The following is a 24,822-nucleotide window of genomic DNA, read 5'->3' on the forward strand; positions in this document are numbered from 1 at the left end:
GTTGATGAGCAAGCCCCTTCTCTACCTGCTGGCGGGCAACGGCAGCGCCGCCGACTGGTGGGACGATGCCCTGCCGCACTTCCAGCGCTACCGGGTGCAGCCCCTGGAGCTGCCGGGGTTCGGCAACAACCCGTTGCCGCCGTGCAGCGACCTCGGGGAATACGCCGACGCCCTGCTCGGCATGACCGACCCGGGGCATGCAATCCTGGCGGTAGGGGTCAGCGGCTTGCTGGTGCTGCATGCCTTGCAGCGTCGCCCCGGGCACTTTTCCCGTAGCGTGTTGCTGGCACCGGTGGGGGCGTTCCTTTGGCAGCGGCGGCTGCCGGCGCTGATGTCGCCCCTGCCCCTGCGCCAGCTGATTCATACGTTGCTCAGCCACAAACCCCAGTGGTTCGCCCACAAGTTTTCCCAACAGACCTGGACCCCAGCCCAGTACCAACGCATGGGCGCCGGTTATGCGCGCTGCCGAGCTTTTGTACCGTCCTGGGAGCAACTGCGGGCCGACACGGCGCTGCCGCTGCTGGAGTGGGTCAGCGACCCGATCGAACTGGTCTGGGGCGATCAGGACGCGTTCCTCGGCAGCACCCAGGCCGCCGCCTGGTCGGCGATCCTGGCCCGAGCGGACCTGCGCATCAGCCTGCAGCCGGGCTGGGGCCATTACCCGTGGATCGACAACCCTGGCGAATTCGCCGCCTGGCTGGAAAGTGCCGAGCCGGGGTTTGTCGCCCACACCAAGGGCGGTCGCCTGCGTCTGGCGCAATGGGCGGGGCAGCCGGTGCCGATGGCCCTGAACCTGGAACAGGCCGACGACCCGCGCCTGCCGGCATTGCTCGCCAGCCAGCCTGACGCCCTGTGGGCGGTGCGTTCGTCCAGCTATGGCGAAGACCAGGCCGACGCGGCCAATGCCGGCTTGAGCACCACCTACCTGCGTGAGCCGGCGGCCAACGTCGCCCATCGGGTCGCCGAGCTGAGCGCCGCCGGGGTCGAGGAAGTGGTGGTGCAACGTTTTATCGACCCGGTGCTCTCGGGCATCGCCTTTGTCCGCCACCTGGCAGTGGAACTGGAATGGGTCGAGGGCCACCTGGAATCCCTCGCCGACGGTCACGCCAGCCCGCAACGGGCGGTGCTCTCACGCCTGGGCGCCGCCTGGGAAGATGGGCACTTTGCAACCACCCAAGGCCTGAGTGCCCAAGCCCTGTGGGACTTTCTGCAAGGGGTGCTCAAGGTCTTCCACTACGTGCCCGGGGATGTGGAATGGGCCTGGGACGGCCAGCAACTGTGGCTGCTGCAATACCGCCCCATCAGCGATTACGGCTGGCGTCGGCACCTGACTGCGGCCAATATCGCTGAAATTTTGCCCCCGCAACCCAGCCGCTTTGTCGAGTACGGCCAGCGCCGGGCGGCGGCGAGCATCCCGGCGATCATGGCCCGCTGGGACGCCCGGGTGTTGCAGGACAACGAGCCGTTCACTGCGGTGTTCGGCGGCGCGTCCTATATCAACAACGACCTGTTCCTGGCGCGCCTGGCGGACTGGGGCATCTCTGCGGCCAGCTACGCCGGTGAAGTGGGCGGCGCCACCCCGGCCCTGCCCTGGCGCCCGCTGCGGCTGCTGCGTTCGCTGCCCCGGCTGCTGCGCATGCAACGCATTGCCCGCGGCCATCTGCTGGGCCTGCAACGGGGCCTGGAACGCTTCGACCGCGAGCTGGCGCAACTGAAAGCCGCCGGGGCCGATGGCCAGCAACTGGCAGACTGGTTCAGCCGTTTTTATGTGTTCGTGGTCCAGGGCAACCTGTGCATCGCCACCGCCCTGGCCAGCAGCGGCGGCGCCCTGCTCGGCCGCCCGCCCACCGCCTACGGCGACCTGGACAACAGCCCCCATCGCCTGCCCTGGGAAACCGACCCCGGCACCCCGCGCCCACCTGCCTGTGAGCTGCCCCTGCAAGCCCTGCCCGCCTGGCCCGGGGCCATTCGCCTGGCCCACCACCTGGGCCTGCCGGGCCTGCGCGGTTACTACCTGCAAGTGCGCGAGTGGTACCGCGACAACCTGATGCGGATTTTCTTTCGCTTACACCACGCGGTGCCCGAAGCCGATCGCAGCCACTGGTTCGCCCCCCATGAAGACCGCCGCAGCCGCGATGGCAGCTTCTGGCAGGACGGCCGTGACGGCCGTGAGCAGGCCACCGGGTTCATGATCTACCCCGGGCAGGTGCAGGGCATTCTCGGCGAGGACATCCTCCTTGAAGACAGCCTCGACCCCGGGCGCCACGCTCACTACCAAGCGGCGCGGGCGGTGATTGCGCGGATGGGCGGGCGGCTGTCCCACGGCTCGACCTTGCTGCGCGAACTGCGCAAGCCCTCGGCGGTGTTGCCCCAGGCGGACCCGGCCTGGATCGGCCGCGAAGTGCTGTACTGCGATGGCCAGTTGAGCCTGGTGCAGCCTTAGGGGCGGCGGGTTCGCGGCCTAGAACGCCTCCAGGGCACCCTCGGCGGCGAAGCGTTCGCGGTAGGCCTGGGGCGTTACGCCGATGGCCCGCAGGAAGCTGCGGCGCAGGGTCTCTTCGCTGCCGAAGCCGCACTGCCCGGAAATGCGCTTGATCGGCAATGGCGTGTCCAGCAGCAGGCGCCGGGCGCTTTCCACCCGGATCAGCTCCACGGCCCGGGCGGGGTTTGCCCGGTGTCGGCACGGTAATGGCGGACGAAGCTGCGCTCGCTCATACCAACCTGCTGGGCCAGGGTGGCGATGTTCAGGTCCAGGGCCAGGTGCTCGGCAATCCACGCGTGCAGTTCATCGAAGCGCTGCCCCTCCTGTTGCAGGCCCAGGGTCACACTGAACTGCGACTGGCCGCCGGGGCGCTTGAGGAACACCACCAGTTGCCGGGCCACATCCAGGGCCACCGCTCGCCCCAGGTCTTGCTCCACCAGGGCCAGGGCCAGGTCGATGCCGGCGGTGACCCCGGCAGAGGTCCAGACCGGGCCGTCGTTGATAAAGATCGGATTGGGCTCCACCCGCAACTGCGGGTATTCCTCGGCCAACTGCTCGCAACGCGTCCAATGGGTGACCACTCGCCGGCCATCGAGCCAGCCGCTGGCCGCCAGCAGAAAAGCCCCGGTACACACCGACGCCACGCGGCGCGAACGCGCGGCCTGGCGCGCAACCCAGTCCACCAACCGTAGGTCTTCGGCGGCGGCATACACGCCCCAGCCTCCGGAGATGATCAGGGTATCGCTCGGTGCGTCCTCGGCCGGCAACGGCTCGGCCACCAGCGCCAGCCCCGCCGAGGTCTGCAACGGGCCGCCCGGCGCGGCGATCACCGTGGCCACATAGGGCGCCGGCAACCCGCGCTGGCGCAACAGGTCATTGGCCGAGGAAAACACCTGCAAGGGGCCGGTGACGTCCAGCACTTGGGCATTGGCAAAGGCCAGCACGTAAACGGTTTTGGCGGCGTTGGGCATGATTGGCGTGATTCGTGGGCAGGTTGGCGGATACGCCAGAGATTAGGGCGCTAGAGTTCAGCCGTCCACCCGCTTTTCGGGTAAGAGCCATCGGATCGACCAAGGGGAAATGCAATGACGCTGCAGATAGGTTTTCTACTGTTTCCACAGGTTCAGCAACTGGACCTGACCGGCCCTTACGACGTGCTGGCCTCCCTGCCTGACGTCAAAGTGCACCTGATCTGGAAGGACCTGGAGCCGGTGGTCGCCAGCACCGGCCTGGTCCTGCACCCCACCACCACCTATGCCGACTGCCCGCCGCTGGATGTGATCTGCGTGCCCGGCGGCTCCGGTGTCGGCCCCCTGATGGAGGATGAACCCACCCTGGACTTCATCCGTCAGCACGCCGAAGGCGCGCGCTACGTGACCTCAGTGTGCACCGGTTCCCTGGTGCTCGGCGCCGCCGGCCTGCTGCAAGGCAAGCGCGCCACCACCCACTGGGCCTACCACGAATTGCTTGCGCCCCTGGGCGCCATCCCGGTGCAGGAGCGCGTGGTGCGTGACGGCAACCTGCTGACCGGTGGCGGCATCACCGCCGGCATTGATTTCGCCCTGGTGCTGGCCGCCGAGCTGTTCGGCCAGGCCCGTGCCGAGCTGGTGCAGTTGCAGCTGGAATACGCACCGGCACCGCCGTTCAACGCCGGCCGCCCGGACACCGCCCCGGCTGCGGTGCGCGATGAGGCGCTGAGCAAGGTCGTCGAGTCCTTGAAAGTGCGCACCCAAGTCACCCAACGCGCGGCCCAGCGCCTGGGCCTCGCGGGCTGACCGATGCCCTGCCACGTGGGCCCGGCTCAGGCCCGGCCCACGTGCCCCGCGCGACTGTTGCCAAGTAATTGGCTGATGCGCCCGTCGCCATAGGTGCGCTCCACCTTGGAAATCACCACCTGATAACCCGCGTACCAGCGCTGATATTGGCGCTTGGCGGCCAGGTGCTGCGGGTGACGGGCAAAGGCGCTGATCGAGGCTTCGTCTTCCCAGTAATAGCTGGCGTTGATCAACTGCTGATCGGCAGACACCCACGACTGGCTGCCGACAAAACCCGGCAGGCTGTGGGCAATCTCGTCGATGATCGCGCTCAGGCGCTGAAACTCCTCATCCCGTTGTCCCGGCTTATAGATGAATGCGGCGATGTACATGTTCGAACTCCCTTGTGAGTGATCCATCAAACAGGGCGGGCCATCAGCAGCAAACGCAGGGCCAGCCACAGCAACACCGCCGCCAGCAGCCAGGGCTGAACCCTGGCAAACCCGGAACCCGTCGAAAAAAACCGCCGCAGCCCCCCGCCAAACACACCCAGCAGGGTATGAAAAACCCCGCTGACCAGGGTCAGCAGCAACCCCAGGACCAGCAGTTGCCCAGCGATGGCGCCGCGTTCCGGGTGCACGAACTGCGGCAGGAAGACCATGAAAAACAGCAGCGCCTTGGGGTTCAGCAAACTGTTGCACAGCGCCCGCACAAACACCGTGGGCAGCGGTACCCTGGGGCGGCTGTCGAGGTCGACCGGGGCCTGGGACCGCAACGCCTGATACGCCAGCCAGAGCAGGTAGATCACCCCGGCGTAGCGGATCAGGTCGAAAGCCGGCGGCCAACCGGCCACCAGCGCCGTGACGCCGCTGGCAGTCAGCAGGGTCAGGAGCACGTCCGCCGCACCGATGCCCAGCCCCGAGGCCACGCCACCACGCCAGCCATAGGCCACGCCGTGGCTGATCACAAAGGCCATGTTCGGCCCCGGCGAGAGCAGCAACAGCAGCACCGCGCCCAGAAAAATCGAGAGGGTTGCCAGGTCCAACATGGCGGGAGCGCTCCAACGGGAAAGGCGCTAGATTAGGCCGCCAATCTGATACAAACAAAAAACTGTTCTAGATACAGCAGGCCCTGCCATGCCCCGTACCCGCTACAAAATCATCGTCGACCGCTTCGCAGGCCTGATTCGCAATGGCCACTTGGCCCCGGGCATCCAACTGCCCACGGTGCGTGCCTTGATGGCCGAAGAGCGGGTGGCCCTGGCCACGGCGCTCCGGGTCTACAACGAACTGGAAGCCACCGGCCTGGTGGTGGGCGAGCCGGGCCGTGGCACCTTTGTCCGCGACACCTGCCTGCCCCGGGGCATAGGCCTGGAGCAACAGCCGGCGGCCGACGGCCTGCTCGACCTGACCTTCAACTACCCGTCCCTGCCCGGCCAGGCACAAAGCCTGCGGGAAGGACTGCGCGCCATCGCCGCCTCGGGGGACCTGGATGCCCTGCTGCACTCGGCGCCCCAGGGCGGGCGCCCCCACGAGCGGCAAACGGCGGCCCGGCATTTGCGCAATCGGCAGGTACGGGTCGGCGGTGACCAGGTGCTGATCGTCAACGGTGCCCAGCAAGGCCTGGCGGTGACGGTGATGGCGCTGCTCAAGCCGGGGGAGGTGCTCGCCCTCGACGCCCTCACCTACCCGGGAATGAAAACCCTGGCCCACAGTCATCGCCTGGATTTGGAAGCCCTGCCCCAGCGTCAGGGACAAATGGACCTGGATGCCCTGGAAGCCTTGTGCCAACGGCGCCCGGTGCGGGCCGTGTATTGCATGCCGACCCTGCACAACCCCCTGGGCACAGTGATGCCCGACGCCGACCGGCAACGCCTGGTGCACCTGGCCCGAGCCTACGATTTACTGCTGATCGAGGACGGCGCCTACGCCTTCCTTGCCGAGCCTTCGCCCAAGCCCCTGCAAAACCTCGCCCCGGAGCGCACGATTTATGTGAGCGGCTTATCCAAGAGCGTGGCTTCGGGCTTGCGCCTGGGGTTTATCGCCGCGCCCCTGGCATTGATCCCGGCCCTGGAGCAGGCGATTCGCGTGTCCACCTGGAGCACGCCGTCGCTGACCGTGGCCCTGGGTTGCCGCTGGATTGAGTCCGGCTTGGTGGACAGCCTGGAAGAACAGAAGCGCCTGGATGCCCAGGCTCGGCAAACACTTGCACGACGAGTGCTCAAGGGCTGTGAGTACCTGGCTCACCCGAGTTCCTATTACCTCTGGCTGACACTGCCCGAAGGCCTGCGCGCCGACAGCGTGGTCGGTGCCCTGGAGCGACAGGGCGTGCGGGTGACCTCGGCCCAGCCCTTCGCCACCACCGCCCATGTGCCCCAGGCATTGCGGCTGGCCCTGGGGTCCATTGGCCTGCCATTGCTGGAACAGGCCCTGACCCAGGTTCGCCATGAAGTCACGCGGTGAATGGGCTTCACGGGGAGGGTGGCCTTACGGGCCCTATCGCTGGCAAGCCGGCGCCTACAGATGTGTTCGGGGATGCAAGAGCCTTGCAGGAGCCGGCTTGCCGGCGATGGTGATCTTGCGGGCCTCATCGCTGGCGAACTCGCGACAGGCTGCTTGCTTGAATCGCAGGCAAAAAAAAACCCGCCGAAGCGGGTTTTCTCCAAGACCATCGGTGACTCCCTGTCGGTGCCTCCATGCAGATGGTCGATCGTCCCTGATCCTGCAGCACTTCCTGTGCTGCAGTTGATGGAATGAAGGTTACGGGGAAAGTCCTGAGGGCAAAAGGCGATATTCTTACCGTCTGACGTAAGACATTCGCTATAGCCCCCCCCCTCCGAAAACCCTTAGCCCCAGGCGCAAACCTGAGTTGTTCAGCGGCAGAAACGCTCTAGCGCATGCAGGGCCAGGATCAATTGCGTCGGCTCCAGGGCCCAGCGCCGCTCGCGCCCCTGCTTGGCATCGCGCACCAGGCCGGCCAGTGCGAGGACTTGCAGGTGCTTGGTCACCGCCTGGCGGCTGATGTCGGTGGCCTGGGTCAATTGGCTGATGGACAAGGGCTGGCCCTCACACAGCAGCGCCACCAAGCGCAGGCGGGTGCCGTCGCCCAGGGCCGCAAAGATCAGCGCCGAGCGCTCCATGATGGCCCTTGAGGCCGGGTCAGGGTTGAGCAAGGTAGGTCTCGATGTTGTTCATCTGCTCGTCCCAGCCACGGCTGTTCATGCGAAAGGCCTTGAGCCGCCGCTGTGCCGGGATGCCATCGAAGCCCGACTCGGTGACCCGCAGCAAGGTGCCGCCCTGCAGGTCTTCGAGCTCGAATTGCACCAGGGTGGTGGGTTCGGCCGAATAGTCGGTCCCCGGTTCCACCGCATAGGGGTGCCAGCTGAACGCCAACACCTCCTCGGGCAGCCGTTGCTCGATCAACACATCCCAGACCAGGTGCTCGTAGCCGGGGTAGGTAATCGGCCCGCGGGTCCGCTGACCAGGCACAAACGCCTGACCGGCCAAGGCCACGCCAAACCAGCTGCCGAAAGTTTCGGCATCCGCCAGCGCCGCCCAAACCTCGGCACGCGGGGCCTTGAGCAAGATTTTTCGTTCAATGCGATCAGATGAGTTCATGGGTTACCTCCAGTGCTGAACACTAGTTGGCCCTGGCTCAAACGCAACCAATGAGTTGCATGACTCCGACCGTTGGGCATCAAGCGGAGTGCCACAGCATGGCTCGACGGTCGCCTGCGCACGGTCCATTCCCCCTCGGGAAAATGCTACTGTCGCAAGCCCCAGCCTGACCCCAAGGACGATTCATGCTTCTGCGCCTCTCTGACCGTTACCGTGGCAGCCTGCTTGGCCTGGCCTGCGGCGACGCCGTCGGCACCACGGTGGAGTTCAAACCCCGCGGTTCTTTTGCCCCCGTCACGGACATGCTTGGCGGCGGGCCATTCAACCTCAAGGCCGGGCAGTGGACCGACGACACCTCCATGGCCCTGTGCCTGGCGGAAAGCCTGATCAACAAAGGCGCCTTCAACCCGGCGGACCAGATGGGCCGCTACCTCAACTGGTGGCAATGGGGCTACCTGAGCGCCACCGGCGAGTGCTTCGACATCGGCATCACCGTGCGCGAGGCCCTGGCCGAGTTCCAGGCCACGGGTAACGCCTATTCCGGTTCGAGCAACCCCTACACCGCCGGCAACGGCTCGCTGATGCGCCTGGCGCCGGTGGTGCTGTTCGCTTTCCCCGATGCCCAGCGTATTGCCCAATTGGCCGCCGACAGCTCGCGCACCACCCACGCCGCGCCGGAAGCCATCGAGTGCTGCCAACTGTTCGCCGCGCTGATCGCCAAGGCCTTGCACGGGGCCACCAAGGCCGAGCTGCAACGGCTGACGGACCTGAGCTTCAGCGAACCCAAGGTGGCGGCCATTGCCCAGGGCCAGTACCTGGAAAAACCCCGCGAAGCGATTGTCGGCAGCGGTTACTGCGTCGCCTCCCTGGAAGCCGCATTGTGGTGTTTCCAGCACAGCGACAGCTTCGCCGACGCGGTGCTGCAAGCCACAAACCTGGGGGATGACGCCGACACCACGGCGGCGATCGTCGGCCAACTGGCGGGCGCCTATTACGGGGTCCAGGGCATTCCCGAGGCGTGGCTGGCCAAACTGCACATGGCCGATGAGATCCAGGCCAGCGCCGATGCCTTGCTGGTACTGGCCAACACGGAGTCGCACCCATGAAGCCCCTACAAGGCAGTTGCCTGTGCCAGGCCGTACGCTACGAAGTCGATGGCCTGGACATGCCCATCGGCCATTGCCATTGCCGCACCTGTCGCAAGGCCCACGCCGCGGCCTTCGCTTCCACCGCCGGGGTGATGCGCGAGCATTTTCGCTGGCTCAGTGGGGAAGAAAAGCTCTCGTCCTTCGAGTCATCGCCGGGCAAGCTGCGGCACTTCTGTTCGGTGTGTGGCTCCCATCTGCTGGCCGAGCGGCCGGGGCAGCCCCATGTGATCCTGCGGGTGGCGACCCTGGATGATGATCCGGGCAGCGTTCCCCACGTGCAGATCTGGACCTCCCACGCGGTGCCCTGGCTGGCCCATGAAGACGTGGAAATGTGGCCCGAATGGCAGCCACCCGCCACCGGCTAATCTTCCACACCTTTCCAACCGCCCCCTTTCACAGAGAGATTGCTCATGCGCCCTACCCTGTTTCTCGCCCTGATTCCGCTGTTGCTGGCCCCGCTGGCCCAGGCCGACAACTGTGACAACGCGGTCACCCAAGGCGATATGAATCAGTGCGCCGCCCAGCAGTACAAAGCCGCCGACAAAGAACTCAATGCCCGTTACCAGCAGATCAACCAGCGCCTGAAAGAACAGCCCGAGATCAAGAAGCAACTGGTCGGCGCCCAGCGTGCCTGGGTTGCGTTTCGCGATGCCGAGTGCGGTTTCTCTGCATCAGGGGTGGAAGGCGGCAGCGTGTACCCGCTGGTGTACAGCAACTGCACCACGGCACTGACCAAGGTACGGGTGGAACAACTCAAGACCTACCTGAAGTGCCAGGAAGGCGACCTGAGCTGCCCGGTACCCGGACTGTAGAAGCAGGCTTGCCCGCGAAGGCGTCGGCAGGGACTTTGCCGGCCAGCCGGCGCACACGACAGGAGCCGGTGGCGGCAGACGAAGTCAGCGCACGAAGATCTGCGCCGTGGTGATGGCCATGTCGCCGCCCGGCAGCTTGACGCTGCCAACCTGCTTCAGGCTCTCGGCGTCGAAGATCGCCACGTCATTGAAGGTCCCGGCCAGGTAGATCTTGCTGCCGTCCTTGTTGAACGAAATGCAGTAGTAGGAGTGATCCAGGGTCGCTGACTGCAGCAGCTTTTTCTGCTTGATGTCGTACTTGGCCAGGCGATTGAGCACGCCGAACATCAGGTTCGGGTCCTTGGGCGAACGCATGCCACTGAAGTAGATCTCGGTCAACGGGCCGAAGTCCGTGGTTTCGGTCTTGCCGGTCTTCAGGTCGACGCTGAACAGCCCGTACAGGTAATCGGCGGTGGCCGGGTCCTGCTTTTTGTCCTTGAACTTGGCGGTGGTGTAGAGCAGCGAAAAATCGTGGCGATAGGTCTGCTGGTTCCACACGTAGAGCACGTCCGGGGCGCTGTAGTTGGGGCGTTTCCAGTGGCGGCTGGGGATCAGCACGTCGAACTTGCCGGTCTGCACATTCACTTTGTAAATGTCGGCACCGGCCACATACAGGGTGCCGTCGTCGCCGCTCTGCATGATGGTCAGCTGGCGCGGCGCCGGGAAGCTGCGCACCGGCTTGGCGTTCATCCCGGCGTCGGTGGCGTAGACGTCCAGGCGCGGCTGTTTCACCTCATAACGGTCGTTGAGCATCTGGGTCGGGTTGGCCACGGTGTACAACTCCTTGCCGTCGTGGCTGACGGTGAAGGCAAACATCGAGCGCGCCTTCTCCCCGGGCTGCTGGGTGATGCTGGCGTGGAACACCTGCTTGCAGCTGTCCAGCTCGACGCCGTAGACATCCGCGTAGTGGTTATTGAGCACGTAGGCGATTTTGCGGTCCGGCGACAATTGCACGCTGCCGGGGCCGAAGGCGTCGGGCATCTTGCAGGTCTTGTAGAGGCTGTCGTTGGCCAGGTCGATCAGGTGCAGGTTGTTCGGGTAGTTGGTGGTCACCATGTATTCATGGCCGGGGTTCAAAGCCCGGTTTTCAGGGGCCGGCACTTCATCGGCCAGAACGCTGAGTGAACAGGCACCCAGGATGGCGGAAGCGGCCAGGCCGCAAGCAGTAATGGATCGCATGCTGGAATCCTTCTTCTGTTCCGTTGCTGTCTACGGGCGGTTACTTGTCTTTGGGGAACACGGTGCCGAGGTTGCGCCAGCTCTCGTTGGACGCCTGGGCGTCCTTGTTCCAGTCCGGGTAGGTACTCATCATGTCCGGCACCTGGGCCGGCCACCAGCAAGGGTCGGAGCAGCCGTAGAGGTCCGCTTCCATCGGCTGGCACAGCGACGACACACCGCCAAAGGCGTCGATTTCCCAGCCTGGGTCGGTGGTCGAGGCGCAACCGGCCACGGAGTTCATCGCCACCACTTCTTCGATACGGTTGTCGGCGGCGGCCTGTTCCAGTTTCTGGGCTTTGTTGTTGATCGGCTTGAGATGCTTCATGTCAGTGGGCCTTGCGCGGAGTGATGTAACTGCTGATGAACGCAGGGTTGTGGGCCATGATCCGGCTGTAGACATCGATGCCGAAATCCACCCAGTCACGCATCAGCTCGCAATAGTGATAGGTCGGGTGCGCCGGGTCGCCGTAGCGCGCATAGCTCTCGTGGTAGCAGCCGCCGGAGCACAGATTGCGGATGCGGCAGCTCTCGCAGCCGGTGTTGCTGCGGTCCAGGCGCTGGGACAGGAAGTCGTTGAGCTCCACCTGCTTCACCCCGCTGTGGACATTGCCGAAGGTCGGCAGGGACGAGCCGGTGAAACGGTGGCAGAGGTTCAACTCGCCCTTGTGATCCACCGCCAGCATCTTCAACCCGGCGCCGCACGGCAGGGCCTTCTTGTGCCCCTCGTGAATGTCGGTAATCAGTTGGTGCAGGTTGGAGAAGCCGATATTGCGATGCTCCAGGGCCGCCTCCAAGTAGCGCCCGCCCAGGCGTTTCATGCTGGCGAAGACTTCGATCAATTCCTCGCCGGAGAGGTTGAAGCTACTGATATCGCCGGAGGTCACCGGGGCGAAGCCGACCTCGGCGAACCCCAGTTCGTTGAACAGGTGATCCCAGATGGTTTCGACGTCGGTGACGCCGGTGGTCAGGGTGACCCGCGCGCCCACCGGCCGGCTGTTGTAGCGCGACAGCAGCATCTCGGCCTTGCGCCGTACCACGTCGTAGGTGCCCTGCCCGCCCACGGTGATGCGGTTGCGGTCGTGCACGGTCTTGGGCCCGTCGATGCTCACCGACAAACCAAAACGGTGGGCGTTGAGGTAGTCCACGGTTTCTTCGGTGAGCAAGGTGGCGTTGGTGGTCATGACGAACTCGACAAACTTGCCGGCCTCGCGAAAACGCTTCTCGCAGTAGTCGACCATGTACTCGATCAGCTTGCGGTTGCTCAGGGGCTCGCCGCCAAAAAACACCACGGTGAAGCGTTCTTCGTCCGGGGATTCCTTGAGCAGCATTTCCACCGAGGCGATGGCGGTCTCGACCTCCATCTTCTTGCCGGCCGAGGGCTTGTCCAGGTCCTCCTTGTAGCAGTAGGTGCAACTCAGGTTGCAGCCGGTGTTGACGTTGAGCACCACGGTATTGATCGCCGTGCGCTCGACCCGGCGCACGGCGATGTCCGGGGTCAGGGGCGAGCCATCGCTGACCAGCTCCAGGGCCATCAGCTCGTGCAGGGTTTCGGTGACTTGCGCACCGTCGTAGCGGGCCGCCAGACGCTGGACCAGATCGTCCGAGGAACAGCCTGCGCCACGCAGCGTGTCGATGATGCTTCCGGTCAGTTCATCGCTGGCGAACAGCGAACTGCTGGGGATATGGAACAGCATGCGGTCGGCGTCCACCTGCACTTCATGCAGGTTACGCTCCACCAGGTTCAAAATTGCGCCCATCACAACCTCCTGTGCAGCCCCCTTTTCGGGGGCCTGCGGTCATTCCTGAAAGTCTCTGTCGTGCTCTGTTCAACAGCGCCTCAGGGAATGGGTGGATTGTTCCAGCGTTGCACGGTGACGATCAGGTGACCCTCACCGGTCAGCGCCTTGCCGCCGTCCTCCACGGCCGCGATGACCTTGAGGTTGCCGGCATTATTGGTGGACATCTTGCGTTGCGGGTTGGGCCCGGCGTCGCCTGGGGTGAACACCCCAGCATCGGCCTGCATGGTGCCGGCGAACTTGACGTCTTCGTCGTCCTTGGCGCGCTCGTCGAAGGCCTCGACCTTCCACTGCGCCGGGACCACGCCGATGCGATAAGCCTTGCCATCGGCGCCCTTGCCCCAGGCTTCGGCGTCAAAGCGCCCCTGGACCTTGGGCGTCGAACCGCCGCCTTCGCCAATCCGTGCCACGGAGAACGCCGGCACCACCTTGACCTCGGCAATGCGGTTGTACACCGCCAGGCTCGCGCCCTTGAGCGTGCCGACGCTGACCTCACGCACACCCGGCTTGGCATCGGCCGCCGCTTTGAGACGGACCCGAATACGCTCGGGGCTCTGCTCCAGCACCTGGAGCACGTGCACGCCTTTGCCGAAGCTCGGCGTACCCGCAAGGCCGGTGCCCACCAGGGTCACTTCGCTTTCGCCACCGGTTTTCAAGTAGCCCGGCTGCACCGCCAGCAGACGTTGGCTGCCGTGCCTGGCTGCGACAAAGTCCAGGCCGCGCTCATCATGCTCGGCTTCGAACATGCGCCCTTGCAGTTCGTCGCCCTTGGCCGCCAGCACCTGGCGCATGACCACACCATCCACCGTGACATTGCCGCGCCATTCGTAGCCGCTGTAGAGGATCGCACTGCCCTCGCCATTGAACGGGCTGCCGTCGGCGTACTGGCCCTTGACCGTGACCTTGAACTGGTCAGCGCCGGCGCTTGCCACGCTCATCACCCCAGACAACTCGCCCTTGCCCGGCAGGTGCCCGCTGAAGCTCCAGTCACCCGCCATCGCCTCGGCCTGGGGACGGGCCTGCTGCCAGGCTTTCCAGGCCGGATTGTCGAGGGGATAACGCTTGGCCAGCAACGGCACCATGTCCTTGCGGGCCAGGTCGAACCAGTCCCGATCCCGGGACAGGGCCTGGTACTCCAGGGACGGCCATTGCCCCAGGTGGAAGTTCACCAGGCGTTCCCATTCCTCGGCCGGGCGACGTTGCAGGGCAACCCGCGCCCCAGAGTGGCAGCGGCCGCACATCTGGCTGGTCTGTTCGTCGAAGTGCTCGACCGTATTGAGCCGGCGCTCCAGGGCGTAACGCACGCCCTCGGTCTCGCTGGGGGCCAGGCCCTGGGTGTCGGCCAGGTACTTGACCAGGGTGCGGCGGTCGTCATCGCTGATCTGCAAGCCGTGCATGGTCTGCATCCGCGCAATGCTCATCAGCCAGCCTTCCGGGGTCTTGCGCTGATGGCTGATACGGCTCAGGGCGTCGCCGGCTTCAGGGGTGTGACAACCCTGGCAGGTTTGCTTGAGGAGGGTCTGGGCGTCGCGCGCATCGGCGAAACTGGGCGGGGCATGCAAGGTGGCACAGGCGGTCATGGCCAGCAGGCTGCCGGTCAGCCTCAAGCGGAGTTTTCTCTTCATCTAGGTCGAACCTCCCACGGTACTTTCTTATTTTTAGTCGGTCGTTTTTATGGTTTCTGCCACGCCCGGCGAGGCCGGTCATGGAGGCAAGAGAAACGTCTGGCTTGAGCAATACACGGAGCGTGCCAGCTTATAAAAATCAACCTAATCAATAACTTGAAAATACAATCCGGCCAATAGGCGCCCACCAAGGGCTGAATGCCGTTCAATTTCGCGACACACGTCTCAGTGTGAGACGTGGGCCGACCAAGGCGACGCGCCCGCCGCCGTGTTTGCAGTAAAGCCGTCGCCGGGCCGACTAGGGGCTTTATTGCGAAATACACCCGCCCAGCGTGATTTCAGGATGATGGCACTTGCATTTTCGGCCCAGCCTTGGACAATCGGCGCGCCTTACGCGCCGGTGCCACAAGCGCCGAGTGCCCAGAATCGTCAATGCTCAAGGAACCTCTGTTCATGGATAGACATACCACCGCCCGTATCGGCTCTTTCATCCTCTCGCTGTCGGCCCTGGCCCTGGTCGGCTGCAAGGAAGACGCCGCGCCCAAGGCCCAGGCGGCAGCCCCTGCGCCACTGGTGGTGCCGCTGTGCGCCAACGGTGAATGCGCGGTGCTCGACCAGAACGCTGTGGTGCGGGTCAGCCCCGACAACGACTACGACGCCGTGGTGTCGATCCCCCTGCAAAGCAGCTTCCTGTTCGCCAAGGACGGCCTGTGGAACCTGGCCAGTGCCGACGGCAAGCAAATCATCAAGGCCAACTTCACCGACGACCTGCGTCTGCTGACCCCGGGTTACTTCGGCTTCGGCCAGGACGGCAAGCTGGGGGTCATGGACCAGCAGGGCAAGCAAATCCAGGCACCGCGCTTCGATGACCTGTACGTCGGCGGCAACGACGACTTCATCGTCTACGAGCTCGATGGCAAGCGCGGCATCCTCAGCCCCGAGGGCCAGGTGGTCACCGAAGCGGTGTGGGATTCCAGCGTGGTGCGCGATGACTTCACCAAGCGCGGCGGCTGGATGACCGGTGAACACGGCGACCAGAAATGGGCGCTCAACCTCAAGACCGGCGAACAGACCCAGGTAGAGTTCGACAGCATCGAGTCGGCGGGCAACCAGTACCTGGTGGTCAGCGCCGAGGGCCAGGGCAAAGGCCTGGCCGATGCCAAGGGCAAGCTGGTCACCGACCTGAGTTACCAGTGGATGGGCGTGCCGGGCGACGGCCTGGTGGCGTTTCGACAAGCCTATGACAGCCCATGCGGCTACATGGATTTCCAGGGCAAGACGGTGATCCCGGCGCAGTTTTCCACCTGCCAGGTGTTCGGCAAGAAGGGCGCGCTGGTGATGGCCAAAGGCGCTGAAGGGGAACGGGCCAAGGCCGGGCTGATCGACCGCCAGGGCCAGTGGCTGGTGCAACCGGTCTACGACTCGGCAGAGCCTGCCGGCTTCAGCCCCATGGGCATGCTCAAGCAGGTGTCGGGCTACAACCAGACCGGCGTCCTGCAAAACGCCTTCAGCGCCACCTTCGGTATCTTCGATGTGGACAACGGCGTCGAACTGTTCAAGCCGACCTACACCCAGATCGGTGCGCTGAATGCCGACCTGTTCATCTTCAGCACCGCCAACAGCCCGAGAAAACAGACCACCGTGTTCGGCCAGCCGACTCAGGTCCAGACCGTGGGCGTGATGGACGCCAAGGGCAAGGTGCTGCTGGAGCCTGGGCAGTACGCCAATATCCGCCTGGACGCCAGCAGCCACTTCCTGCTGGCCTTTGAAGACACCACGTCGCTGTCGAAAGTGGCGCTCTATGACCTCAAGGGCCAACGCCTGATCCCGGCCCATTGGCAGGAACTGGTGATCGACGAAGCCCGTGGCGCGATCTTCGGTTATGCCCTGGAAGGCCTGGGTGACGATCAGACCCGCAGCCTCAAGGCCCTGTACCGCCTGGACGGCACCACAAGCTTTGCCGTCAGCCAGTTGGAATGCGGCGCCGAGCAAGTGCTGGATGGCCAGAACAAGGTGCTGTGGCCAGCCAACGCGCAAGACTACTGCCCGCAACCCGAGACAGCCGATGAGGGTCAGGCACAGGGTGCCAGCGAACAAGGCTGAGCCCTGACACGACCGGGCCACGGTGGCGGACAAGCCTGCTAGGATGCGGGGCTTGATCGCTTCAGCCACCGGCCCGGACGTGGCCCGACAGGAACCGCCCCCATGCTCAACGCCTTGCTTTTCGACCTCGACGGCACCCTGACCGACACCGACACCCTGCACTTGTTGGCTCTGCAACAACTGCTGCTGGAAGAGGACGATCGGGTGTTCACCCTGGAAGAATTCGAAGCCCATGTCAGCGGCCAGGCCAACGCCAATATGTGTCGCTACCTGTTCCCCGAACGCACGGTGGCCGAGCACGAGGCCTTTGCCGAACGCAAAGAAGTGCGCTTTCGCCAACTCTCGCCACAACTCACGCCCATGCCGGGCCTGGTACACCTGCTGGACTTTGCCCAGGCCCAGGGCATTGGTGTGTGCGTGGTGACCAACGCGCCACGGGCCAACGCCGAACACATGCTCAGCGTGCTCGGCTTGCGCCAGCGCTTCAACACCGTGCTGGTGGCCGAGGAGCTGCCCCGGGCCAAGCCCGATCCCCTGCCCTACCTCACCGGCCTGGAATGCTTGCAGGCCCCGGCCACCCAGGCCATGGCCTTTGAGGACTCGGTGCCCGGGCTGACGGCGGCGGTAAACGCAGGGATTTTCACTGTCGGCCTGGCCACCAGCCAAAGCCGGGAAACCCTGTTGCGGGCCGGCGCCCACTTGGTGGTCGACGACTTCAACGACCCGCAGCTGTGGGCGCAGATCGAACGCATGCTCGGGGCAACCGCCTGACCTGCCTGCCGGCCTTGTCCTGAGGCCGGCACCGGTTGGCCCTTTACTCGGTCAGCCACCAGTCCAGCAGGGTTTCATCTTCATCGTCGTCGAGGTTCTGGTAGATGTTGCCGTAGAACCACTGGGCGTCAGTGTCGGCAAAGAACTGGTCGAAAAAACGGCTGGTGCGCTCCAGGCCCTGTGTGGCGGGAATGCTCAGCGCCAGGTTGCCTTCGGCAACGCCATCCAGGGTGCCGTCCAGGCTCTGCGCCACCTCCAATTCCAGTCGCACCAGCGTCTCGTCGGCAAAGGTGTCGGCATACACCTGCACACAAAAATGCCCGCCGCGTTGCAGCACCACGGCGTGGGTCAGGGGGTTCTTGATGGAGACGATGTCGCCCCGCGCCAGGTTCAGCGCCAGGCCGGGCGAACTGAGCAGTTCGTAGATGTAGGTGTCGACTTTGCGCGCCGGCAGTTCTTCGTACACCGGGTGGCCGTCATCGTTGTCGGCGTACACCTCGATCAGGGTATGCATGGAAGCGCAGTACGCGCCGGGGCGGGGCTGGTTTTGATTCATAAGCTCGGATCAGGCCGTCAGCCGGAAAAGGGCGACCATCATAACGGCATCTTCGACGGCGCTGGGCAGTGGCAAGGGCGAGGATTGCAGCGGGGAAAACCAGGCAAGCGCTGGAAAGGTAGGAAGGGTGCTCGCCCACACTTCGGCAGTGGCACCTAAGCCGAAGTACCCCCTTTGGCTGGGCGAGCGGGAGGAAATATACGTGGCTGCCTGGGGCGCTTCTATCGGACAGGTCTGAAAGCACAAACCGAATGTTCTAAAAAAGTGGTGAGGATTGTCTTCAGGCACCGCCCTTCCCGAATCTTCGCTTTGACATGCATATATTGACATATATCAATATCTAGAAATATAGTTCGCCCCCGCTCCACTTCCTTGTCCAAGCGAATCCCCATGCCTCAGCACAGCCTGTTCACCCCCACCCAACTCGGGCCCTACACCTTGCGCAACCGCGTGGTACTGCCGCCTCTGACCCGTTCGCGCAGCTCGCAGCCGGGCAACATCGCCAATCCGTTGATGGCCACTTACTACCGGCAACGCAGCGGCGCCGGGTTCATGGTCACCGAGGGTACGCAGATCGAACCCCGCGGCCAGGGTTATGCCTGGACCCCGGGCATTCACTCCGCGGAGCAGATCCAGGGCTGGCGCCAAGTGACCGAGGCGGTGCATGCCGAAGGCGGCATCCTGTTTGCCCAGTTGTGGCACGTGGGCCGGGTTTCCCACACCTCGTTGCAACCCGATGGCCGGGCACCCGTGGCCCCCTCGGCGATTGCCGCGAAAAACGTCAGCGTGTTTATCGAGACCGGGCCCGGTACCGGCACCCTGGCCGAGCCGTCGCCGCCCCGAGCCCTGGAGACCGAGGAAGTCGAAGAACTGGTGCAGTTGTATGCCCAAGCCGCGCGCAACGCGCTGCTCGCCGGTTTCGATGGCGTGGAGTTGCATTGCGCCAACGGCTACCTGATCAACCAGTTCATCTCCGCCCACAGTAACCAGCGCACAGACCTATACGGCGGCAGCCTGGAAAACCGCCTGCGCTTTCTGCGCGAAGTGATTGCCGCGGTGTCCGCCGTGGTCGGCCCTGAGCGCCTGGGGGTGCGTTTTGCCCCGCTGTTCAGCAGCACCGACGAGGCCCGGGTCTATCTCGGGCTGGTGGAAGAAGACCCTCACGCCACCTACCTCGAAGCGATCCAGGTACTGGAAGACGCCGGCGTGGCTTACCTGTCCATCGCCGAAGCCGACTGGGACAACGCCCCGGAACTGCCGGCGACCTTCCGCCAGGCGGTACGGGCCGCCTTCAGCGGCGCCATCATCTACGCCGGGCGCTACACCGCCGAACGCGGCAAGCAGGTACTGGACGCGGGTTGGGGGGACTTGATCGCCTTTGGTCGTCCCTTTATTGCCAACCCCGACCTGCCCCAGCGCATCGCCAACCAATGGCCGCTCAACCCGGTGGATGAAACCAGCCTGTACGGGGGCACCGCCATCGGTTATGTCGACTATCCAGCCTACGCCGAATAACCGACGCACCCAGGCGCTCCCGTGCCGGGCCGGCCAGGGGGCGCCAGCTTGTTGATCAGGCGGTCATGTCTTACCATCGCGCCGTCAAAATCCACGGTGATCAGGTGTCTGCAATGAGTGTCGATGTGAGCGAAGCGCTGAAGGCACTGGATAACCCGGCCCGCCTGAACATCCTCAGCCTGCTGAAAAATCCCCGGCAGTCCTTCCCGGAACAGGAAGTCGACCCTGAGCAAGTGGGCGTATGCGTGAGCATCATCCAGGAGCGCGTGGGCCTGTCCCAATCCACCGTGTCGCTGTACCTGACCGCCCTGCAACGGGCGCAACTGGTCACCTCCCAGCGCATCGGCCCCTGGACCTACTACAAGCGCCACGAGCAGAACATCGCGCAGTTCCAGCAGGCCTTGAACGATTTGATCTGACACGCCCGCCTTCGCTGATCGCCCCCCATTGCCATCGTCACGACATTTTCTTCACGGCGTTTTCACCTGGACTCGCCTAGATTGATAGTCACTCCTTTGCAGAATCCCATTTCAGTCCGTGTTAAGCGGGCTTTTTTTTGCCTGCAAGGTGCCCGTGGACAACGGGCACCGGGGGTCGATGATGGCGTTTTACAGGCAGGCGATTATTGTCGGACAATAATCGCAACGCATTGTTATAAAAGGTGAATTTAAAAAACATTCACCTTTGGCAGTTGTCAGCCGATGGCTTTTCACAGGACACATGGAGCAACTGGAAATGAGAAACAATCAACCCGTCACACAGCGTGAGGTTGCGCTGTCTGCGCAACAGAAGCTCATCTCCACCACCGATGCTCATGGCGTGATCACCTACTGCAACGACGCATTCGTCGAGATCAGCGGTTTCGTCCGCGAAGACCTGATCGGCGCGCCGCAAAACATCGTCCGCCACCCGGATGTGCCCCCCGCCGTCTTCGCCCATATGTGGGCCGCGCTGAAGCAGGGGCAGCCGTGGATGGGCATCGTCAAGAACCGCTCCAAGAGCGGCGACCACTATTGGGTCAACGCTTACGTAACGCCGATCTTCGACGGCAGCCGCGTGGTGGGTTACGAGTCGGTGCGGGTCAAGCCTACCGCCGAGCAAGTGCGTCGGGCCGATGCGCTGTACAAACGCCTCAATCTGGGCCAGGCGGCCATTCCGGCCTGGCATCGCTGGCAGCCGGCATTGCTCGGTTGGCTGCCGGTGCTCGGTGCGGGCCTGGCGGGCTGCCTGAGCGCCCTCTGGCTGGCCCCGCCCCTGGCCTTTGCGGTCGCCGCCGTGGTTTCACTGCCCTTGGCGCTGCTGGCCCAGCAACGGCAAAACCAGGCGCTGCAACGTGTGCTGCGCATGACCGACGCCTCCACCTCGGACGCCTTGCTGGCATTAATGTACAGCGATGAACCCGGCACCCAGGGGCGCCTGGAGACGGCGTTCGTCAGCCAGAATGCACGCCTCAAGACCTGCCTGACGCGCCTGCAGGACACCGCCGAGCAGCTCAATGAACTGGCCGGTCGCTCCGACCGCCTGGCCGGCGACAGCTCCCGTGGCCTGGAACGCCAGCGGGTGGAAACCGAACAGGTGTCGGCGGCGGTGAACCAGATGGCCGCCACCACCCAGGAAGTGGCCAGCCACGTGCAGCGCACCGCCGACGCCACCCAAGAGGCCAATCAGCTGACCCGCCGTGGCCGCGACGTGGCCCGAGATACCCGCGAGGCCATCCAGCGGCTGTCCAATGTGGTCGGGGAAACCGGCGAAACCGTGGCCCAACTGGCGCGCGACAGCAATGAAATCGGCAGTGTGGTGGATGTGATCAAAGGCATCGCCGACCAGACCAACCTGCTGGCGTTGAACGCCGCCATCGAAGCGGCCCGCGCCGGCGACATGGGCCGGGGGTTTGCCGTGGTGGCCGACGAAGTGCGGCAACTGGCCCAACGCACGGCCCAGTCCACGACCCAGATCCACAACCTGATCAGCCAGTTGCAGACCTCGTCGAACAATGCGGTGCAAAGCATGGAAGACGGCCAGCGCCAGGCGGAAGAAGGCGTGGCGCGGGTCCTGGAAGCCGATCAGGCCCTGGCCGGGATCAGCGACGCGGTGGCCCATATCACCGACATGACCACGCAGATCGCCGCCGCCACCGAAGAACAGACGGCGGTAGCCGAAGAGATCAGCCGCAACATCACCACCATCGCCCAACTGGCCGATCAGACCTCGGAACAGGCCGTGCACTCGGCCCAGGTCAGCCAGGAACTGACCCAGACCGCCGCCACCCAGTATTCCCTGGTGGAGCGTTTCAACCGCTGAAAACCCGGTTGGCCAGCCCGGGCGCCGCTGCAGGCGCCAGCGCTGGCCACTCAGGCTCAGCGCAGGAGCTTACTCCGCGGCCAACTGCTCTTCGTACTCTTTGACGTAGCCATTGGCCAACTGGTCTTTCTGTTTGTCATCGAGGATCTTGCCCGCCATCTGGAAGAACTTCTGTTCCTCTTCCTCCAAGTGGTGATGCACCTTTTCCGCGAGCTTTTTCGCGGTGGCCAGCCAGGCCGGGCTGGACATCTCGGTGTCGTCCAGGTCCTCCATCAACTCGTCCATCGCATGGTGTTCGGCAATCGCATGGCGGCTCAGGTCAACGCCATTGTCATGCTCCATCAGGGGCACGTAGAAAAACCGTTCTTCGGCGGTTTCGTGGGCCTGCAGCTCAGCCTTGAGCTGGGCATAGGCGGCCGTGCGCTCAGGGGTATCGCCGGAGGTCTGGATCAGTGCCGCGGCATAACCGCGCTGACGTTCATGACTTTCACGCAGGGCTTCAAAAATGTTCAAGGACAGTTCTCCAAACAGGCCAATCACGGGGTTGTTCTGACTAGACACTGGCGCAAGAACGACGGTTCAACCTGATTGCACTGCCAGAAACCAAACCTTTTCCAGGTCATCAGGCGCCACTTGTCTTGAAATGGACATTTGGTTTTATGATGGCCGCCCGGTGTTTTGCCACAGGCCCCAAGGCGGTTCGTTTCCATGTCCGATGTGTTTGTCGTGTCGTCCATCAACAGCCTGGCCACCCCGGTCACCAGCATCGCGGTGGACTACCCCAACGGCCACGTGATCCCCGCCCACAGCCACCCGCGCTCGCAACTGGCCTACGTCATCGAAGGGGTGCTGGTGATCGACACCCGCTCCGGGCGTTGGGTGGTGCCGCCCAGCCGCGGCGTGTGGCTACAGGCCGGTGTGGAGCACACCGTGCGTATGCGTGGGGCGGTGCGCATGCGCAGCATCTTCGTCAATGTCGATGCCATGGGCGACCTGCCCGATAACGACTGCGTGATCGAGGTCTCGCCGTTGCTGCGCGAGCTGATTCTGGCCGCCGCCCAAGTGGCTGATGGCTACCCCGAGGACAGTCGGGACGGACGGCTGATGCGCCTGATCCTCGATGAGCTGCGCTCCTTGCCGATCCTGCCGTTCAGCCTGCCCTGGCCCGAGGAAGGGCGGATGCTGCGGGTCTGCCGGACCCTGGCCGAAGACCCCGCCGACAGCAGCACCGCCGAGCAATGGAGCGACCGGCTGGCCATGAGCGCCAAGACCTTCCATCGCCAGTTCCAGCGCCACACCGGCATCACCTTCGGCCGCTGGCGCCAGCAGGCCCGGCTGCTGATGTCCCTGGAGTGCCTGGCCCAAGGCATGCCCGTGGTGCAGGTGGCGCTGCAGCACGGCTACGACAGCCAGAGCGCCTTCGCCGCGGCCTTCAAGCGCCAGTTCGGCACCCCGCCCTCGGCGTTCTACCGCTGAGTCTTCAGGCCCGGCGCAAGAGAAACCCCGCCAGCACGCACAGCAGCATCGCCAGCCCGGCCAGCAAGAAACCATCGCTGTAGGCCAGCAACAAGGCGTCGCGGTGCACCACCTTGTCCATCAGCGCCAAAGCCTGCTGGCGCAAGGGCCCCGCAGCGCTTGAATGCAGGGCACTGGCCATGTCCAGGTGGCGCTGGGCCAAGACATTGACCAACGCCGCCCAGCGCTCCTGGGTGGCCTGGGTAAACAGGTTCAGTGACTCGCCAATGTACTGGGCGTGCAACTTCTCTCGCTCGACCACGATCTGGCTGGACAGCGCGATGCCGATGGCGCCGCCCACATTGCGCACCATGGAGAACAACCCCGAGGCCGAGCCCAACTGCTCTTTTTCCAGCCCCTGAATCGCCATCACGCCCAGGGCCACCACCACCAGCGACTGGCCAATGCCTCGCACCACCAGGGACGGTACGATCACATTCAGTGAGGCGTCAGGGTTGAGGTGCATGTTCATCAGGCAGCCGATGGCGGTGAAGGCAAAGCCGGCAATGATGATGGTGCGGGCGCTGGTCCAGCGCATCAAACGCGGCGTGGCGAACGACATGGCGAACTGCACTAGGCCGTAGGGAATCATCATCAGGCCGATTTGCCGGGCGTTGAAACCGTGGATCTCGGCAAAGTAGTTGGGCACCAGGAACACCACGCCGAACACCACCGCACCAAAGGAAAACTGCATCAGGCTGGCGATGCCGAAGTTGTAGCGGCCCAGCAGGCGCAGGTTGATCAACGGCTGCTCACGGCGCAGTTCGATGTAGACGAACGCCAGCAACCCTACGACCGCCAGCAACGCGCAGTTGACGATAAACGACGAGGCGAACCAGTCATGCCGGCCGCCCTCCTCCAGCAAAATCTGCAACGCCGCCAGGCCCACAGCCATGGTCGCGATCCCGCCCCAGTCGCCCTGGCGCAACTTCTCCAGCGCCATGGGTTGCGGGCGCACCGACCAGCCGATGGCCGCCAACAGCAATAGCCCGGGCGGCACCTGCAAATAGAAAATCCAGCGCCACGAATAGGCGTCCGTGAGCCAGCCGCCGAGGGACGGCCCGGCGGCCTGGGCGACGTTGTTGGCCACGGCAAACAGGGCCATGCCCAAGGGGTGCCTGGCCGCCGGCAATTCACTGACGATCAGTTGAAACGACAAAGGGATCAGCACGCCGCCGAACGCGCCCTGCAAGACCCGGGCGAGGATCAGGCTCTCGATGGTCGGCGCCAGGGAGCAGGCAATGGAAAACAGCACGAAGCCGGCGCTGCCGACCATCAGCACCCGGCGCATGGAAAACACCGACACCAGCCAGCCGGTCATGGGGATGATGATGATTTCCGCCACCAGGTAGGCCGTGGTGATCCACGAGCCCTCTTCGAAGGTGGCGCCCAGGGAGCCACGGACATCCGGCAGCGAGGCATTGGTCACGTGCACATTCATGCCGGCCATAAAGCAGCCCACCACGCTGCCCAGCACCGCCACCCAAGTGCGCAGGGAAATCGCCGGAACGGCCTCGGCGCTACTCATGACGGGTGTCCACGGTGACCACCACCGACATGCCCGGGCGCA

General features: G+C 64.5%; 22 protein-coding genes and 3 pseudogenes. 13 read left to right on the forward strand and 12 right to left on the reverse strand.

The annotated features are described in order from the left end of the window. The first annotated feature begins 4 nt into the window (after positions 1-4). On the forward strand, positions 5-2,443 hold the full coding sequence (locus M1B34_RS32280) for a PEP-utilizing enzyme (RefSeq protein WP_268267292.1): 2,439 nt from the start codon (positions 5-7) through the stop codon (positions 2,441-2,443). Between the two features lie 18 nt (positions 2,444-2,461). On the opposite strand, the pseudogene M1B34_RS32285 reads toward M1B34_RS32280, so the two are convergent. Continuing rightward, a pseudogene (locus tag M1B34_RS32285) lies at positions 2,462-3,453 on the reverse strand (GlxA family transcriptional regulator). A 114-nt stretch (positions 3,454-3,567) separates the two neighbouring features. On the opposite strand from M1B34_RS32285, the gene inhA reads away from it, so the two are divergent. Then, on the forward strand, positions 3,568-4,257 hold the full coding sequence (gene inhA, locus M1B34_RS32290; RefSeq protein WP_123335072.1) for an isonitrile hydratase: 690 nt from the start codon (positions 3,568-3,570) through the stop codon (positions 4,255-4,257). Positions 4,258-4,283: 26 nt separating this feature from the next. Here inhA and M1B34_RS32295 read toward each other — a convergent pair whose 3' ends face one another. After that, positions 4,284-4,628 carry an antibiotic biosynthesis monooxygenase family protein gene (locus M1B34_RS32295; protein ID WP_268262280.1) on the reverse strand — a complete coding sequence of 115 codons (345 nt, stop codon included), beginning with the start codon at positions 4,626-4,628 and terminating at the stop codon, positions 4,284-4,286. 26 nt (positions 4,629-4,654) lie between these two features. Further along, positions 4,655-5,284 carry a LysE family translocator gene (locus tag M1B34_RS32300; RefSeq protein WP_268267293.1) on the reverse strand — a complete coding sequence of 210 codons (630 nt, stop codon included), beginning with the start codon at positions 5,282-5,284 and terminating at the stop codon, positions 4,655-4,657. Between the two features lie 88 nt (positions 5,285-5,372). On the opposite strand from M1B34_RS32300, the gene M1B34_RS32305 reads away from it, so the two are divergent. After that, complete coding sequence (locus M1B34_RS32305; protein ID WP_268267294.1) at positions 5,373-6,698, forward strand: aminotransferase-like domain-containing protein; 1,326 nt, start codon at positions 5,373-5,375, stop codon at positions 6,696-6,698. 410 nt (positions 6,699-7,108) lie between these two features. Here the strand turns inward: M1B34_RS32305 and M1B34_RS32310 are convergent, their stop codons facing one another. Continuing rightward, positions 7,109-7,408: an ArsR/SmtB family transcription factor gene (locus M1B34_RS32310; RefSeq protein WP_259740433.1), complete on the reverse strand. Its 300-nt coding sequence runs from the start codon at positions 7,406-7,408 to the stop codon at positions 7,109-7,111. Continuing rightward, entirely contained in the window at positions 7,395-7,853 is a 459-nt protein-coding gene (locus tag M1B34_RS32315; RefSeq protein WP_268267295.1) for an SRPBCC family protein, read from the reverse strand. Before M1B34_RS32315 ends, M1B34_RS32310 begins: the two co-directional genes overlap by 14 nt. A 185-nt stretch (positions 7,854-8,038) precedes the next feature. Here M1B34_RS32315 and M1B34_RS32320 point away from each other — a divergent pair, with 185 nt between their 5' ends. The 3 genes from M1B34_RS32320 to M1B34_RS32330 are packed head-to-tail and all read left to right on the forward strand — an operon-like array spanning position 8,039 to position 9,813. After that, positions 8,039-8,959, forward strand: coding sequence for an ADP-ribosylglycohydrolase family protein (locus M1B34_RS32320; RefSeq protein WP_268267296.1), 921 nt, complete (start codon positions 8,039-8,041; stop codon positions 8,957-8,959). After that, positions 8,956-9,366 (forward strand): GFA family protein, encoded by a 411-nt coding sequence (locus M1B34_RS32325; RefSeq protein WP_268267297.1) that lies wholly within the window; start codon positions 8,956-8,958, stop codon positions 9,364-9,366. The genes M1B34_RS32320 and M1B34_RS32325 overlap by 4 nt, the downstream gene beginning before the upstream one ends. Positions 9,367-9,411: 45 nt before the next feature. Next, entirely contained in the window at positions 9,412-9,813 is a 402-nt protein-coding gene (locus tag M1B34_RS32330) for a lysozyme inhibitor LprI family protein (RefSeq protein ID WP_268267298.1), read from the forward strand. 84 nt (positions 9,814-9,897) lie between these two features. On the opposite strand, the gene peaD is transcribed toward M1B34_RS32330, so the two are convergent. The 4 genes from peaD to peaA form a co-directional block, all read right to left on the reverse strand. Next, positions 9,898-11,031: a quinohemoprotein amine dehydrogenase subunit beta gene (gene peaD, locus M1B34_RS32335; protein ID WP_268267299.1), complete on the reverse strand. Its 1,134-nt coding sequence runs from the start codon at positions 11,029-11,031 to the stop codon at positions 9,898-9,900. Between the two features lie 40 nt (positions 11,032-11,071). Next, positions 11,072-11,395, reverse strand: a complete 324-nt coding sequence (qhpC, locus tag M1B34_RS32340; protein ID WP_123335048.1) for a quinohemoprotein amine dehydrogenase subunit gamma — start codon at positions 11,393-11,395, stop codon at positions 11,072-11,074. A gap of 1 nt (position 11,396) precedes the next feature. Further along, positions 11,397-12,827 carry a quinohemoprotein amine dehydrogenase maturation protein gene (gene peaB, locus M1B34_RS32345; protein WP_123335046.1) on the reverse strand — a complete coding sequence of 477 codons (1,431 nt, stop codon included), beginning with the start codon at positions 12,825-12,827 and terminating at the stop codon, positions 11,397-11,399. A gap of 80 nt (positions 12,828-12,907) precedes the next feature. After that, positions 12,908-14,491: a quinohemoprotein amine dehydrogenase subunit alpha gene (gene peaA, locus M1B34_RS32350; protein WP_268267300.1), complete on the reverse strand. Its 1,584-nt coding sequence runs from the start codon at positions 14,489-14,491 to the stop codon at positions 12,908-12,910. A gap of 453 nt (positions 14,492-14,944) precedes the next feature. Between peaA and M1B34_RS32355 the strand changes: the two genes are divergently transcribed. After that, the gene (locus M1B34_RS32355; RefSeq protein WP_268267301.1) at positions 14,945-16,594 is read left to right on the forward strand and encodes a WG repeat-containing protein; all 1,650 of its coding nucleotides are present in this window, start codon (positions 14,945-14,947) and stop codon (positions 16,592-16,594) included. A gap of 102 nt (positions 16,595-16,696) precedes the next feature. Further along, on the forward strand, positions 16,697-17,365 hold the full coding sequence (locus tag M1B34_RS32360; RefSeq protein ID WP_268267302.1) for an HAD family hydrolase: 669 nt from the start codon (positions 16,697-16,699) through the stop codon (positions 17,363-17,365). A gap of 43 nt (positions 17,366-17,408) precedes the next feature. On the opposite strand, the gene M1B34_RS32365 is transcribed toward M1B34_RS32360, so the two are convergent. Continuing rightward, positions 17,409-17,879 carry a DUF4265 domain-containing protein gene (locus M1B34_RS32365; RefSeq protein ID WP_123336069.1) on the reverse strand — a complete coding sequence of 157 codons (471 nt, stop codon included), beginning with the start codon at positions 17,877-17,879 and terminating at the stop codon, positions 17,409-17,411. Between the two features lie 432 nt (positions 17,880-18,311). Here M1B34_RS32365 and M1B34_RS32370 point away from each other — a divergent pair, with 432 nt between their 5' ends. From M1B34_RS32370 to M1B34_RS34260, 4 genes and pseudogenes are all read left to right on the forward strand, one after another. Continuing rightward, on the forward strand, positions 18,312-19,436 hold the full coding sequence (locus tag M1B34_RS32370) for an alkene reductase (RefSeq protein WP_268267303.1): 1,125 nt from the start codon (positions 18,312-18,314) through the stop codon (positions 19,434-19,436). Positions 19,437-19,549: 113 nt separating this feature from the next. Continuing rightward, entirely contained in the window at positions 19,550-19,855 is a 306-nt protein-coding gene (locus tag M1B34_RS32375) for an ArsR/SmtB family transcription factor (RefSeq protein WP_123335036.1), read from the forward strand. Positions 19,856-20,171: 316 nt separating this feature from the next. Next, positions 20,172-20,441 (forward strand): annotated as a pseudogene (locus tag M1B34_RS34255) (PAS domain-containing protein); the annotation flags it as partial. Between the two features lie 351 nt (positions 20,442-20,792). Beyond that, positions 20,793-21,737, forward strand: a pseudogene (locus M1B34_RS34260) (methyl-accepting chemotaxis protein); the annotation flags it as partial. A gap of 69 nt (positions 21,738-21,806) precedes the next feature. On the opposite strand, the gene M1B34_RS32385 reads toward M1B34_RS34260, so the two are convergent. Next, positions 21,807-22,250, reverse strand: coding sequence for a hemerythrin domain-containing protein (locus M1B34_RS32385; protein ID WP_123336067.1), 444 nt, complete (start codon positions 22,248-22,250; stop codon positions 21,807-21,809). A 195-nt stretch (positions 22,251-22,445) separates the two neighbouring features. Here M1B34_RS32385 and M1B34_RS32390 point away from each other — a divergent pair, with 195 nt between their 5' ends. Next, positions 22,446-23,213, forward strand: a complete 768-nt coding sequence (locus M1B34_RS32390; RefSeq protein WP_268267304.1) for an AraC family transcriptional regulator — start codon at positions 22,446-22,448, stop codon at positions 23,211-23,213. A gap of 4 nt (positions 23,214-23,217) precedes the next feature. Here M1B34_RS32390 and M1B34_RS32395 read toward each other — a convergent pair whose 3' ends face one another. Next, on the reverse strand, positions 23,218-24,780 hold the full coding sequence (locus M1B34_RS32395) for a DHA2 family efflux MFS transporter permease subunit (RefSeq protein WP_268267305.1): 1,563 nt from the start codon (positions 24,778-24,780) through the stop codon (positions 23,218-23,220). Positions 24,781-24,822: the final 42 nt, after the last annotated feature.

It is taken from the genome of Pseudomonas morbosilactucae (assembly GCF_023241715.1).
Classification (GTDB): domain Bacteria; phylum Pseudomonadota; class Gammaproteobacteria; order Pseudomonadales; family Pseudomonadaceae; genus Aquipseudomonas; species Aquipseudomonas morbosilactucae.

What these genes read in the sequence shown, in the direction of transcription:
- M1B34_RS32280 (WP_268267292.1), top strand. Translation starts at nt 5, where the DNA reads ATGAGCAAGCCCCTTCTCTACCTGCTGGCGGGCAACGGCAGCGCCGCC.
- inhA (WP_123335072.1), top strand. Translation starts at nt 3,568, where the DNA reads ATGACGCTGCAGATAGGTTTTCTACTGTTTCCACAGGTTCAGCAACTG.
- M1B34_RS32295 (WP_268262280.1), bottom strand. Translation starts at nt 4,628, where the DNA reads ATGTACATCGCCGCATTCATCTATAAGCCGGGACAACGGGATGAGGAG.
- M1B34_RS32300 (WP_268267293.1), bottom strand. Translation starts at nt 5,284, where the DNA reads ATGTTGGACCTGGCAACCCTCTCGATTTTTCTGGGCGCGGTGCTGCTG.
- M1B34_RS32305 (WP_268267294.1), top strand. Translation starts at nt 5,373, where the DNA reads ATGCCCCGTACCCGCTACAAAATCATCGTCGACCGCTTCGCAGGCCTG.
- M1B34_RS32315 (WP_268267295.1), bottom strand. Translation starts at nt 7,853, where the DNA reads ATGAACTCATCTGATCGCATTGAACGAAAAATCTTGCTCAAGGCCCCG.
- M1B34_RS32320 (WP_268267296.1), top strand. Translation starts at nt 8,039, where the DNA reads ATGCTTCTGCGCCTCTCTGACCGTTACCGTGGCAGCCTGCTTGGCCTG.
- M1B34_RS32325 (WP_268267297.1), top strand. Translation starts at nt 8,956, where the DNA reads ATGAAGCCCCTACAAGGCAGTTGCCTGTGCCAGGCCGTACGCTACGAA.
- M1B34_RS32330 (WP_268267298.1), top strand. Translation starts at nt 9,412, where the DNA reads ATGCGCCCTACCCTGTTTCTCGCCCTGATTCCGCTGTTGCTGGCCCCG.
- peaD (WP_268267299.1), bottom strand. Translation starts at nt 11,031, where the DNA reads ATGCGATCCATTACTGCTTGCGGCCTGGCCGCTTCCGCCATCCTGGGT.
- qhpC (WP_123335048.1), bottom strand. Translation starts at nt 11,395, where the DNA reads ATGAAGCATCTCAAGCCGATCAACAACAAAGCCCAGAAACTGGAACAG.
- peaB (WP_123335046.1), bottom strand. Translation starts at nt 12,827, where the DNA reads ATGGGCGCAATTTTGAACCTGGTGGAGCGTAACCTGCATGAAGTGCAG.
- peaA (WP_268267300.1), bottom strand. Translation starts at nt 14,491, where the DNA reads ATGAAGAGAAAACTCCGCTTGAGGCTGACCGGCAGCCTGCTGGCCATG.
- M1B34_RS32355 (WP_268267301.1), top strand. Translation starts at nt 14,945, where the DNA reads ATGGATAGACATACCACCGCCCGTATCGGCTCTTTCATCCTCTCGCTG.
- M1B34_RS32360 (WP_268267302.1), top strand. Translation starts at nt 16,697, where the DNA reads ATGCTCAACGCCTTGCTTTTCGACCTCGACGGCACCCTGACCGACACC.
- M1B34_RS32365 (WP_123336069.1), bottom strand. Translation starts at nt 17,879, where the DNA reads ATGCATACCCTGATCGAGGTGTACGCCGACAACGATGACGGCCACCCG.
- M1B34_RS32370 (WP_268267303.1), top strand. Translation starts at nt 18,312, where the DNA reads ATGCCTCAGCACAGCCTGTTCACCCCCACCCAACTCGGGCCCTACACC.
- M1B34_RS32375 (WP_123335036.1), top strand. Translation starts at nt 19,550, where the DNA reads ATGAGTGTCGATGTGAGCGAAGCGCTGAAGGCACTGGATAACCCGGCC.
- M1B34_RS32390 (WP_268267304.1), top strand. Translation starts at nt 22,446, where the DNA reads ATGTCCGATGTGTTTGTCGTGTCGTCCATCAACAGCCTGGCCACCCCG.
- M1B34_RS32395 (WP_268267305.1), bottom strand. Translation starts at nt 24,780, where the DNA reads ATGAGTAGCGCCGAGGCCGTTCCGGCGATTTCCCTGCGCACTTGGGTG.